We start from the raw sequence: 12,202 nt of genomic DNA, 5'->3' as shown, positions 1-12,202 counted from the left end.
GAATTAAGGAATAAATAGTTAAGAAAGTTAGCTGTGGTGCTATGCCTTGCTCACTTATTCTATTCGTAAGAAATCACAAAAGAAAAGAAAATAGAACACATTTTTTAAAGAAATAAAAAAAGACATACATCGTATAGCCTTGGTAGTTCTTCAGCCTATTATCCCAAACGACTTGCTGAAAAAGAAAACAGAGTTAGTCTCTAGAATCCCAAAAACTCATTTTAATGGTTATCAAAGACATAACTTTTCTCCTTTCCTGCATTAATCGACAAGATTGCAACATATCATAAAACATCTATAAACCCTCTAACAAAAAATTTTTTGTGATTGATTTAAACATTTATATTTATAATCCTTTTTAATTAGCCTAAAAAGGATTCGACTTTTCACAATTACCACTTGACGAATCTACACAATTAAGATAAAATATTACCTGTTGTGGCGGTATAGCCAAGTGGTAAGGCACGGCTCTGCAAAAGCTTGATCGTCGGTTCAAATCCGTCTACCGCCTTATTTATAGGATTTTATCATGATTTATGTTGCCAAAAAGCCCATTGTACTGGGCTTTTTCTATTTTTTACTTGGATAAATTTTAGACTTGAACTTTTCATAAAGACATGTTTTTATCCATCATTCATCTTGCTATACCCTTAAGGATTATGATAAAATTCAAGGAGTAATAAACCACTGACCGAAGATGATACCAACGCTATCCAAAATATTATTGACCAAAAACAGTATGAAAGCGAAAAAGAGAATGATTACAGGATGTATTGCGGTGCTATGCCTAGTTCCTAGCATAGCTATTAACTACAACACGAAGAAAGTAACAAGCAGCACAGGAGCAAACTGCAAGAGGACAATGGCATGATGAAAAAACTAAAAGAAGGAAGTCACATCCGCATCCTTAGTCCATCCTCATCTATTGAGAGGTTAGGTGGGTTTGAGGCCAATCTATCAGCAAAAGCCAAACTAGAAGAACTTGGTTTTCAGGTTTCCTTTTCAGAGCATTATCTGGAAAATGACTCTCTTTATTCAGCTTCTATTGAGAGTCGTGTTGCTGATTTGCATGCTGCTTTTTACGATCCTAATGTTGATGCGATTTTAGCCACTATTGGTGGCTTCAACTCCAATGAACTATTGTCTTACCTGAATTACGATCTCATCGCAGAACACCCTAAAATTATTTGTGGTTACTCAGACTCAACCGCTTTCTTAAATGCTATCTTTGCTAAATCTCATCTCATGACTTACATGGGACCTAGCTACTCAAGCTTCAAAATGAAAGAAGGACAACCTTATCAGAGTGAGATGTGGCTACAAGCCATGACACAAACGAGTTATGATTTAGTACCTAGTAAGGAATGGTCAAGCGATGCTTGGTATGATCCTAGTCAGTCACGACACTTTTACCCAACAAAGTGGAAAATCTATAACCATGGAAAAGCCCAAGGAACTCTCATTGGGGGTAATCTCGTCACTTTTAACCTCCTTCGTGGAACAGACTACGCTCCACAGGTATCAGACTATGTTTTGGTTATCGAACAATCTGAAGATGATCTCTTTTATGATTTTACTCGCAATTTAGCGGCACTTCTACAAAGTTACCCTCATCCCAAAGCGCTCCTTGTTGGACGCTTTCCAAAAGAAACTAAAATGACAGAATCAATCTTAAGATTTATTCTAGATAAGTACCCTATTCTAAAAACGATCCCTGTTATTTACGATATGGACTTTGCACATACGCAACCTTTACTTACCGTGACTATTGGTGCTCAGATTGCCATCTCAACCAAAGACATGACATTCACTATAAGAGAAGATTAAAAAACGGAGTAGCTAAAGCTACTCCGCTTTTTGTTACCAAATGATGACACGATCTTCTGGTGAACGCCACATACCATCTCCTGGACGGATAGCAAAGGCTTCATGAAAATCTTCAAAGTTTGTCACAGTTACATTTGTACGCCACTTAGCTGGGGCATGGACATCAACACTTGCCATCATCTGCATGAATTCTGGACGTGCTTTCATGCGCCAAATAGTAGCAAAATTGATAAAGAAATCGGTCACAGAGAAGTCGTCATCTTTTTTAGCAGCTTCAAGGGCGCAAGCGACACCACCAAGATCAGCTACATTTTCAGATACAGTCAGCTTACCATTGACCTTAGCACCGTAAGAATCTAGACCATCAAATTGCTTAACAACCTTGTCTGTACGCTCTTTAAAAGCAGCATAATCCTGATCTGTCCACCAGTTGTTGAGACTACCGTTTTCATCAAAAGAAGCTCCATTAGTATCAAAAGCATGCGAAATCTCGTGAGCAATTACAGCGCCAATACCGCCATAGTTCGCAGATGAACTTTGCTCAAGGGAGTAAAATGGTGCTTGCAAAATAGCCGCTGGAAAAACAATTTGGTTTTGCTGTGGTGAATAATAAGCATTGACCATGTGGGCTGGCATATGCCACTCACTACGATCAACTGGTTTGTTCCACTGACTCCAATGATGAGCAATGGAAATTTTTGCAAGTTTTTCAGCATTTTCTACCAGACTCAGGGAAGAATCGATGACTTTCTGAGCATAGGTTTCTGGTAATTTCTCGGGATATCCAATGTGAGGAGTGATGACATTGAGTTTTGTAATCGCTTTTTGACGTGTTGACTCTTCCAACCAGTCCGCACTTTCTAGGCGAGATTTGTAAACATCAATCATGGTTGCAACCTTAGCCTCGACATCTGCTTTAGCCTCTTTGGAGAATTTTTCACCTGCATACCACAAACCAAGTGCCTGTGTATAAGGGGATTGTGCTACATAATAAGCAGCTTTTTTCTTGTCCATAGCTTGCGGTACACCTGAGAGAGCACGGCTATAAGAACCCGAAAGCACACGTATCTCATCTGTTAAATAGCTATTAAAATTGCCTGTAGCAGAAAGTAATAAATCTGCTTTTAGCAAATCCCAATTAGATTCAGAGTAATATTCTGCTGCAAACTCCGTCCAAAAGCGCTCTTCAGGAACAATGACCTTATCAGGTACCTCTCCGCCTAAGATGACTGAAAAAATCTCATCAAGCGGTAACTCTGGTACAAGCTGTTTAAAATCTGTCCAATCATAAGGCTTGTAAAGACTAACATAATCCGAACTCTCCTCACGTGAAAGCACATAGCGAGCAAGCTTTCTATCCAATTCCAAGACACGATCTAAAAGACTTGCCACTTCCTCAGCTGAAAAGCCAAACTTGGGAAGTAACTCTTCATACATATCTCTCCATTTAGCAAGAAGTGCTGGAGCTTGTTCATTCCCTTCTTGGTAGTAGGTGGTATCTGGTAAGATAAGTTCTGGAGCTTCCGCCCAAAGAACATTCAGCTGTGCATCCATAAAGTCAGGTGCAACACTAAAGGATAGAGCATTCGGCTTCCCAGATAGCTCAAAATCTGCCATATGGTCGGTCAGTTCTTTGAAAGATGTGAGCGCTTTAACTTCAGCAATCAAAGGAAGCGCTGGGGCGACCCCGACTTCTTCACGCTTGTCATAATCAGCTACCATACGATGAAAAGCAACAAAATTTTGTAAAACCGCATCATCAGGCACATCTTCTCCAGCCAACCATTTATCAGTAGTGGCCAGCATCAACTCTTCAATCTCATCGGATAAGTCTGTAAAACCACCTGTTGTCGTCTTATCATCAGGGATAACAGCTGTCTTTGCCCAATCACCATTGACAGCTTCGTAAAAATTATCTTTGTAAGTTACCATAAATACTCCTTTTTCTAGGCATAGTTGTAAACAGTTCCATTCTACCAAAAATAAAACAGAAAGTCACATACTGAATCAACGTTTCGCTATCAAATGAACGACAACAAACAAGACGTCATCAGATAAACTCTTTTTGTTTTAGTCTTTCCTCTGACAGCTTTGGGGAAGTACTCTCTTATTTCCTTTGATGAGACTTTTCCTATGCCATTGACTAGGGAGAGGTTTGCCATCTTTCAGGAGGAGAAGGGAGTGGTATTGTTGTAAATACTCATTACATTCTTCGCACCATCTCTCGTCATCTTGATTCCAAAAAACTGTCAGAAAATCTTGATGGCTATCATAGTAATTATAATTCTTACAGCCTTTTTGCCACTCTTTTTCATAATAGTTTGCTGCTGACTCAAAGGTGCAAAACATTTTTTGTGAAACAATATCATTTGTCCAACCGTCTAAAAACCACCACGGTTCCCAATCACCATACATCTTAATTACTTGATACATAATATTCATTCCTTTGGTTTATTATAACCCAAAGCATTCTATTTTTACATTATTTTGTTTCTCAATTCAAAAAAGATCCAAAACTCCTGCATTTCTGCTAGACTTTTGGCTCTTTTATGTTATTAGATATGACTCCAGACGCTCTCTAAAATATTAGTTTGATCACGATCTGGACCAACAGAAAACGTTGAGATACGTACGCCAACAAGCTCACTGACACGTCGCACATAATTACGAGCGTTTTCAGGAAGCTCATCAAGACTACGACAACCTGTGATGTCCTCAGACCAACCTGGCAGTTCCTCATAAATTGGTTGACAACGTTTAAGTGCCTCAAGACTAGCTGGATAATAATCGATTCGCTCACCATCAAGATCATAAGCGACACAAATTTTAACCGTATCGAGTCCAGAAAGAACGTCAATCGAGTTGAGACAAAGGTTGGTCACACCAGAAACACGACGACTATGGCGCATCACGACAGAGTCAAACCAACCAACACGGCGTGGACGTCCAGTTGTTGTACCGTATTCATGACCAATCTCACGGATACGATCTCCCACCTCGTCAAAAAGCTCAGTCGGAAATGGTCCATCTCCGACACGACTAGTGTAAGCCTTACAAACCCCAACAACCTTGTTGATTTTGCTTGGCCCAACACCACTACCAATCGTCACACCACCAGCAACTGGGTTTGATGATGTGACAAATGGGTAGGTACCTTGATCAATATCAAGCATGACACCCTGTGCACCCTCAAAGAGTACACGTTTACCACTATCTAGAGCATCATTTAAAATAACAGAAGTATCTGTGACATATTTCTTGATTTCTTGCCCATAGGCATAGTATTCTTCGAAAATATCGTCAAAGAGAATAGGAGTCGCTTCATACATTTTCTCAAAAAGTCGGTTTTTATCTGCTAGGTTACGTTTGAGACGTTTTTCAAAAATCTCACGATCCAATAAGTCAGCAATACGAATACCGACACGCGCCGCCTTATCCATATAAGCTGGTCCAATCCCTTTGATAGTTGTTCCAATTTTATTGTCGCCCTTAGCCTCTTCTTGGAGACGATCTAAGTGGATATGATAAGGAAGAATGACATGCGCACGATCTGAAATACGCAAGTTCTCTGTTGTTACACCTTCATCATGAAGATAATGAAGTTCTTTGACTAAGGACTTGGGATTTACTACCATCCCATTTCCGATAACAGAAATCTTTTCAGGAAAGAAAATTCCTGATGGAATCAAGTGTAGTTTGAATTTTTTACCATCGATGACAATGGTATGTCCTGCATTGTCACCACCTTGATAACGTGCAATCACCTCGGCATCTGCAGAAAGAAAATCTGTAATCTTACCTTTTCCTTCGTCACCCCACTGGGTACCTACCACTACTACTGAAGTCATATCGTAAACACTGAGCCTCTTGCTCAATCCTTTCTTAGAAAACCACGGCAGGAATCTCACCTGCAAGTTTATCTTACACTCTATTATAAGAAAATTCCTACTTTTTTTCAAGAAATCGTAGCAAAACTCTGCCTTTTTTCCGAACGATAGGGTAAACTATAGCTAAAGACAGTATTTTTTGAAAATAATGACAATGAAGGAGACCTTAAAAGGACCATCAACCAGCTACTGCAAAAACTAGATCCGAATTTCCCGCTTTTAGAGGGAACCTTTGGCATTGAGCGTGAATCCTTGCGTATCCAAAAAGACTCAAGTAAACTCGCTACAAGTCCTCATCCAAAGGCACTTGGCGCACGCAGCTATCACCCTTATATCCAGACAGACTTTAGCAAGTCACAGCTGGAGCTCATCACACCTGTCACACGCTCAACAAAAGAAGCGCTTAGATGGCTAGGCGCTATCACAGATGTCGCTGAGCAAACACTGACCGATGAATACCTGTGACCTCTATCCATGTCGCCTAAAATAGCCGAGGAGGAGATTGCTATTGCTCAGCTGGAGGATAGCTTTGAGCGTGACTATCGAGACTATTTAGCTAGCACCTACGGCAAGACCTTACAGACCATGTCCGGCATTCATGCCAATATGGCGCTTAGCAGCTCTATTATTCAAGCGCTCTTTGAGGTAAGTAGCTACGAGGATAAAGCCAAGTTTCAAAGTGATCTTTATCTCAAAATCGCACAAAATTTCCTGCGCTTCCGTTGGCTACTAACCTATCTCTACGGATCTGTCCCATTGCTGAAAAAGGCTTTTTGAAAGAAGACCTGACTCATCCTGTGCGCTCCATTCGCTCCAGTCAGCTTGGCTATGTCAACCACGAGGACATTGTCATCTCCTATGCGTCGCTTGACGACTACATCACTAGTCTAGAGACGGCAGTGGCTAATAAGCAGCTCATCGCTGAAAAAGAACATTACTCTGCGGTGCGCTTGCGTGGGCAAAAGGCTTGTCGTGGCTATCTCGATCAGCCCATCAGCTATCTCGAGCTGCGCTGTTTTGACCTCAATCCTTTCACTCCTCTTGGTATCACGCAGGAGACTGTGGACAGTGTGCACCTCTTTTTCCTAGCGCTCCTCTGGCTGGATGATGTGGAAAATGTCGATATTGCTATCGCACAAGCAAATGCACTCAACAATACCATTGCTCTTAGCCATCCACTAGAAAAGCTGCCAAGTGCAGCGCCTACATCCGACATCCTAGACGCTATGGAAAGTGTCATCAAGCACTTCCATCTACCTGACCACTACAGGGACTTGCTTGAGGCAATAAAAGAGCAAGTCGCAGACCCAAGCTTGACCTTATCTGGACAGTCGCTAGCGCATATAACAAGCCAGTCGCTAGAAGCCTTTGGGCAAAAAGAAGGAGAAACTCATCACGACTACGCTTGGAGTGCCTTTTACGCCTTGAAAGACTTTGAAAACATGGAGCTCTCCACACAAATGCTCATGTTTGACGCCATTCAAAAGGGGGTTCGAATTGAGATTTTAGATGAGGAGAACCAGTTTTTGCGCCTGAGCTACAAGGGGCATGTCGAGCTGGTCAAAAATGGCAACATGACATCAAAGGATAACTACGTGGTACCACTAGCCATGGCAAATAAAGTCGTCACCAAAAAACTCCTGCAAGAACACGGCTTTCCAACGCCTGCCGGCAGGGAATTTCCCGATAAAGCAAGCGCCAAAGCCTACTATCACCACATCAAGAAAAAAGCTATCGTCGTCAAGTCAAAGTCCACTAACTTTGGACTGGGGATTTCTATTTTTAAAGAGGGGGCTAGTCTTGAGGCTTACCAAAAAGCGCTTGACATTGCATTTGCGGAGGATAGCAGTGTGCTGGTGGAGGACTGTGTGGCAGGCACCGAGTACCGCTTTTTCATCCTAGATGGAGAGTGTCTCGCTGTGCTCCTTCGGGTCACTGCCAATGTCGTGGGTGATGGCAAGCACACTATTAGAGAACTCATTGAGCTAAAAATCAAAATCCCTTGCGAGGGCATGACCACAGGTCACCTCTTGAAATCATTGAACTTGGAGAGATTGAGCGACTCATGCTGACGCAACAAGGCTACAGCCCCGACAGCGTCCTAGAGGCAGGTGTCAGGGTGGAGCTGCGTCGCAACTCCAATATCTCAACAGGTGGCGACTCGATTGATGTGACCGAGAGCATGGAGGACAGTTATAAACAGTTAGCCAGCCAAATGGCAAGCACACTAGGCGCTTGGGTATGTGGTGTGGACTTGATTATCCCTGATATGACGAAAAAGGCAAGTAAGGAAAAGCCACACTGCACCTGCATTGAGCTTAACTTTAACCCGTCTATGTACATGCACACCTACTGCCAAGAAGGACCTGGGCAAATCATCACGCTAAAAATCTTAGAAGGGCTCTTTCCAGAAATAAGACAACAATAAACAATTGTCTATTCGCTTATTTTAAGCTACAATAAAGGTATATTGACAAAGAAGTAGGTAGTTTTATGGCGAGACGTTCCAAATCAAAAAGCTCTAGCGAGGCACTCATGACCATTATTGTTGTTCTCATTGCAGTTTACGTGCTGGTGCATGTGCTTTTGCCCTTAGCTGTGGTTGTAGGCATTGGCTACGGGTTTTATCGTCTCATTCGCTATATGTATATGCGTCAAAAGAAAAGACAAGAGCAGTTGACCAACCCTACAGCAGATATCGAAAGGCTGCAAGGGGACATTCGCCAAGCAGACTACCAGTTAAAAAAACTGGACACACTCTGGGAGGACGAGGACTTTGACGCTTACAGGCAGCTGGCTGATAAGCTATTGCCTAGTATCCAGCATATCGAGTCTGAGCTTAACCAGCTAAAAGAGCACATCAATGCGACAACCTACCAGCGAGTCAAAGCGCATGCCAAAGCTTCCTACGATGAGGTCAAAGATCGCCTGTCTAGCCTTGTCACTAAGGAAGAGGATAAGCGTGAACTGACTATCGAGGAGAGAGTCGCCACTTACGCTCCAGAGCTTAAGACGACTTATGACAACATCATGCGTGACTACGAGACCATTTTAGAGAAAATCAAAAAAGCAGACAATAAAGAAGAACTGCTCGCCCTGCACCAAGCCAGCATGAATCGCTTTGAGGATGTGCTTACTGGTTACCTCAAAATCAAGCAATCGCCAAAAGACTACTACAAAGCAGACGAGCGCCTAGAGACAGCAAGGCTTGTGCTCGTGCAGTTTGATGAGGATCTGGACGAGACCCTACGTCAGCTCAATGAGAGCGACATGAAAGACTTTGACATCAGCCTGCGCTTGATGAAGGACAAACTGGAGAACGACTAAAGGAGAGAGATTATGGCAGACACCTTTAATTTTGATATTGATAAAATCGCTGAAAATGCTATCACAACAACGGATAAAACCACTGACATCATCACAAGCACTGACACCAGTGAGACTGGGCAAATCAGCTTTTTTGATAAGCTCACACCTGAACAACAAACGGCTATCACCAAAAAAGCGCCAGCCCTTGTCGATAGCTTTCTAGCAGACCAAAACGCCCTCCTTGACTTTGGTCAGTCAGCGGTTGAGGCGGTCAATAACACGGTCAATCATATCCTTTCTGAGCAAAAGAAACTGCAAATCCCGCAGGTTGATGAATTGCTTTTAAACGCCAACCGTGAGCTCAACGGCTTTATCGCCAAATACAAGGAAGCTACCCCTGCTGAGCTGGACAAGAAACCCAATTTTCTCCAAAAGCTCTTTAGACAGAGTAAAAATAGCCTGCAAGAGTTTTACTTTGACGCCCAGAGCATTGAGCAAAAAATGGACTCCATGGCAGCCAGTGTGGTTAAGCAGGAGGATTCGCTCGCTCGCAACATCGTCTCAGCGGAGCTCTTGATCGAGGACAATACCAAGTCGATTGAAAACTTGGTTGGGGTCATCGCCTTTTTAGAAGCGACTCAAAAAGAAGCTGCAAACCGTGCCAAAGATTTGCAAGAAAGTCTAGAGAGTCTTGATAGTGCTACGCCAGATTATCAAATCATAAGCAATGAGCTCGCCCACCTCACCGAGGTCATCAACACCATGGAGCAGCAACACACCGAGTACATGAACCGCCTCTACGTGGCTTGGGCGACAACGCCTCAAATGCGCAATCTGGTCAAGGTCTCCTCGGACATGCGCCAAAAGCTAGGCATGCTCAGACGCAACACCATCCCAACCATGAAGCTCTCTATCGCACAGCTGGGTATGATGCAGCAGTCGGTCAAGTCTGGCGTGACAGCGGACGCTATTGTCCATGCCAATAACGCTGCGCTTGAAATGCTGGCTGAAACCAGCAAAGAAGCCATTCCTATGCTAGAAAAAACAGCGCAAAGCCCTACGCTCTCAACCAAGTCTGTCACAGCGCTGGCTGAAAGCCTTGTCGCACAAAACCAAGGTATCATCAAAGCCATTGACGATGGGCGAAAAAAACGGGCTGAGCTGGAGACTGCTATCATCAGGTCCGCCGAAACCATCAACGACTCCGTCAAACTCCGAGACGAAAAAATCGTCCAAGCCCTCCTCAACGACAGCAAAGATATCCAAGAACAAGTCGAATCAAAGGATGAGTAAAGATAGAAAAAAGGAAACTTGCTTTGCAGTTTCCTTTTAAGCTAGGCTAAGCTGTACTTTCCTGGCTGAAAATGCCTTCCATAGCATACTGAGTAAAGTAAACCCAAGCAGCCAAGCGATGAGGACAAGGTAGCCCTGTGTGGCACTCATCTGCCAGTTGTTCAGCTGATGTTGTAAAAGCCCTGTTGCCACCTCAAAGCTCTTGATGTAGCCTGTTGGTAGCCATTGCACATAGGGTACTAGTGGCACGACAACCAAGGGCAAAACTACCGCTCCTAAAAGGACAACGAGAGCGACAAAAAGAGTGGCGACTTTATTTTTGACCAGCTGGGCGATGAGGTAAATGGCAACGCTCATCACAAGTAGCGACAGCACTTGCAATAAAAGACTAGCAGCACGCTGTCCTTTATGGCTAAAAAGTAGAGTGTCTTATCAGACAGATGATAATGCAATATGGGATAATCCCACTCCCCCACACCAAAAAAGAGAGCAACCACCAGAAAAACTGGCAGGACAGACAGGATGAGGAGGTCAAGACTGACCACAAAACCAACTGCTATGTCCTTTAGTACTAAGCACCAAGCACTCTCTGGCAAGAGTCGTGTCTTATCAATGGTCTTTGAAGCAAAAGTACTGGTGTAGAGATTGGACAGGATAAAGATAAGAGCAATAGGCAAAAGCGTTGGAAAGAGATAGTTGGTCAAAGACAGGACAAAAGGAAGCGCTTGGGTGGGAAAATAGGGACCTTCGTAGGCAAAGTTTTCTTTAGCGAGTGCCTGATACATGAGCAGGTCACGATTAAGCACACTTTTCATCGTGGCATCAATCGTATTGTCCTCAGCGGTTTGTCTGACCTTCTCTAGATAAGCGATCTGTTTTTGATAAACGTTCTCCCAGTCGCCCTTTTGATAGGCGGCTAAAAAAGCACTATCGCTTTTAATGGTCGCCTCTTCCTCGCTGATATTTTTTTGCACATAGGGGTACTCGACGCTGTCTTTTGACAAAGTCTTTAAGCGTTCTTTTTCGTCCGCTACTGCTTTTTGCGTTTGCTGGAGGCTCTCGCTAATCTGCACACCAAGATTGTTGTTTTTACTAGCCTTGGCATTTAGAAAAAGCGTGACAAGGCTAGCTGCGACAATGAGGAGCAAGGGCACATAGGTCAAGCGACTTTTTAAGAGATGCTTGAGTTGAAAGCATAGGTAGGTCATAGAGCACTCACCTCCATCTTTTCATCCCTCAAAGTCAAAAGATAATCACAGTAAGCCTCGATGTCCTCCTTGTAGTGAGAAGATAGGATGACGAGCTTTCCCACTTCTTTGAAACCTTTTAAAATCGAAAAGAATATCTGACGACTCTCCTCGTCTAAACCATTGGTCATCTCATCCATGAGGAGACACTGACTATCACTGACCATATACATGGCAATCAAGAGCCGCTACTTCATCCCAAGGGAGTACTTACGAATAGGCAGACGGATGTAGTCCTCCATCTTCCAAGTCGCAATGACATCTGTAAGTGCGACCTGCGAGCGCCATTCTTTTTGGACAAAGCGGAGATAGTCAAGCCCAGAGAGGTCACTATCTAGCCAGTTGCTAGTCTCATAATAAAAAGCTGAGCCACTCTCTAGCTCAACCTTTCCCTATAGGATAGGGAGTAGACCCATAATAGAGCGGAAAAAGGTCGTCTTGTCAGAACCATTTGTCGCTACAATGCCGTAGAGATTTCCCTCCTTGAAATCATAGGAAAAATCCGTCAAAATCGGATGTCTCGTCCGTATCGTCAAGTGCTGGATGTTAAGCATGGACTCACCTACTTTCTCTCACTTTTCTACTTTTAGTATAGCAAAAGAAAGCGCTTTTATCCATCCTTTACCTAGCTTTCTTACG

10 protein-coding genes, 1 tRNA gene and 2 pseudogenes are annotated in these 12,202 nt (G+C 43.2%); 7 read left to right on the top strand and 6 right to left on the bottom strand.

Features of this window, described 5'->3' with window-relative positions; all coding sequences use genetic code 11:
- Positions 1–440 precede the first annotated feature (440 nt).
- Together NXS10_RS07500 and NXS10_RS07495 are read left to right on the top strand one after the other, a co-directional pair.
- Positions 441–511, top strand: a tRNA-Cys gene (locus tag NXS10_RS07500).
- Positions 512–870: 359 nt separating this feature from the next.
- Positions 871–1,827 (top strand): S66 family peptidase, encoded by a 957-nt coding sequence (locus NXS10_RS07495; RefSeq protein WP_259139232.1) that lies wholly within the window; start codon positions 871–873, stop codon positions 1,825–1,827.
- 33 nt (positions 1,828–1,860) lie between these two features.
- Here NXS10_RS07495 and NXS10_RS07490 read toward each other — a convergent pair whose 3' ends face one another.
- The 3 genes from NXS10_RS07490 to NXS10_RS07480 form a co-directional block, all read right to left on the bottom strand.
- A complete protein-coding gene (locus NXS10_RS07490; protein ID WP_259139194.1) occupies positions 1,861–3,759 on the bottom strand; it encodes a M13 family metallopeptidase in 1,899 nt (632 codons plus the stop codon).
- 138 nt (positions 3,760–3,897) lie between these two features.
- Positions 3,898–4,260 (bottom strand): DUF1033 family protein, encoded by a 363-nt coding sequence (locus NXS10_RS07485; RefSeq protein ID WP_259139193.1) that lies wholly within the window; start codon positions 4,258–4,260, stop codon positions 3,898–3,900.
- Between the two features lie 122 nt (positions 4,261–4,382).
- The gene (locus tag NXS10_RS07480) at positions 4,383–5,675 is read right to left on the bottom strand and encodes an adenylosuccinate synthase (RefSeq protein ID WP_259139192.1); all 1,293 of its coding nucleotides are present in this window, start codon (positions 5,673–5,675) and stop codon (positions 4,383–4,385) included.
- Between the two features lie 291 nt (positions 5,676–5,966).
- On the opposite strand from NXS10_RS07480, the pseudogene NXS10_RS07475 reads away from it, so the two are divergent.
- The 5 genes and pseudogenes from NXS10_RS07475 to NXS10_RS07455 all read left to right on the top strand — a co-directional run bounded on the left by NXS10_RS07475 (position 5,967) and on the right by NXS10_RS07455 (position 10,316).
- Positions 5,967–6,491: pseudogene (locus tag NXS10_RS07475) on the top strand (hypothetical protein).
- Positions 6,488–7,786, top strand: coding sequence for a bifunctional glutamate--cysteine ligase GshA/glutathione synthetase GshB (gshAB, locus tag NXS10_RS07470; protein WP_259139190.1), 1,299 nt, complete (start codon positions 6,488–6,490; stop codon positions 7,784–7,786). Before NXS10_RS07475 ends, gshAB begins: the two are co-directional and overlap by 4 nt.
- Entirely contained in the window at positions 7,780–8,142 is a 363-nt protein-coding gene (locus tag NXS10_RS07465; protein ID WP_259139189.1) for a hypothetical protein, read from the top strand. The genes gshAB and NXS10_RS07465 overlap by 7 nt, the downstream gene beginning before the upstream one ends.
- A gap of 65 nt (positions 8,143–8,207) precedes the next feature.
- Positions 8,208–9,041, top strand: coding sequence for a hypothetical protein (locus NXS10_RS07460; protein ID WP_259139188.1), 834 nt, complete (start codon positions 8,208–8,210; stop codon positions 9,039–9,041).
- Between the two features lie 12 nt (positions 9,042–9,053).
- On the top strand, positions 9,054–10,316 hold the full coding sequence (locus NXS10_RS07455; RefSeq protein WP_259139187.1) for a toxic anion resistance protein: 1,263 nt from the start codon (positions 9,054–9,056) through the stop codon (positions 10,314–10,316).
- 36 nt (positions 10,317–10,352) lie between these two features.
- On the opposite strand, the gene NXS10_RS07450 is transcribed toward NXS10_RS07455, so the two are convergent.
- The 3 genes and pseudogenes from NXS10_RS07450 to NXS10_RS07440 form a co-directional block, all read right to left on the bottom strand.
- The gene (locus NXS10_RS07450) at positions 10,353–10,673 is read right to left on the bottom strand and encodes a hypothetical protein (RefSeq protein WP_259139186.1); all 321 of its coding nucleotides are present in this window, start codon (positions 10,671–10,673) and stop codon (positions 10,353–10,355) included.
- Complete coding sequence (locus NXS10_RS07445) at positions 10,673–11,524, bottom strand: hypothetical protein (RefSeq protein ID WP_259139185.1); 852 nt, start codon at positions 11,522–11,524, stop codon at positions 10,673–10,675. Before NXS10_RS07445 ends, NXS10_RS07450 begins: the two co-directional genes overlap by 1 nt.
- Positions 11,521–12,117, bottom strand: a pseudogene (locus NXS10_RS07440) (ABC transporter ATP-binding protein). Before NXS10_RS07440 ends, NXS10_RS07445 begins: the two are co-directional and overlap by 4 nt.
- Positions 12,118–12,202 lie beyond the last annotated feature (85 nt).

Source organism: Streptococcus sciuri (assembly GCF_024814375.1).
GTDB lineage: Bacteria > Bacillota > Bacilli > Lactobacillales > Streptococcaceae > Streptococcus > Streptococcus sciuri.
This window is presented reverse-complemented; position numbering and strand designations above follow the sequence as displayed.

Coding starts and splice junctions, on each gene's coding strand:
- NXS10_RS07495 (WP_259139232.1), top strand. CDS start 871: ATGAAAAAACTAAAAGAAGGAAGTCACATCCGCATCCTTAGTCCATCC.
- NXS10_RS07490 (WP_259139194.1), bottom strand. CDS start 3,759: ATGGTAACTTACAAAGATAATTTTTACGAAGCTGTCAATGGTGATTGG.
- NXS10_RS07485 (WP_259139193.1), bottom strand. CDS start 4,260: ATGTATCAAGTAATTAAGATGTATGGTGATTGGGAACCGTGGTGGTTT.
- NXS10_RS07480 (WP_259139192.1), bottom strand. CDS start 5,675: ATGACTTCAGTAGTAGTGGTAGGTACCCAGTGGGGTGACGAAGGAAAA.
- NXS10_RS07465 (WP_259139189.1), top strand. CDS start 7,780: ATGCTGACGCAACAAGGCTACAGCCCCGACAGCGTCCTAGAGGCAGGT.
- NXS10_RS07460 (WP_259139188.1), top strand. CDS start 8,208: ATGGCGAGACGTTCCAAATCAAAAAGCTCTAGCGAGGCACTCATGACC.
- NXS10_RS07455 (WP_259139187.1), top strand. CDS start 9,054: ATGGCAGACACCTTTAATTTTGATATTGATAAAATCGCTGAAAATGCT.
- NXS10_RS07450 (WP_259139186.1), bottom strand. CDS start 10,673: ATGAGCGTTGCCATTTACCTCATCGCCCAGCTGGTCAAAAATAAAGTC.
- NXS10_RS07445 (WP_259139185.1), bottom strand. CDS start 11,524: ATGACCTACCTATGCTTTCAACTCAAGCATCTCTTAAAAAGTCGCTTG.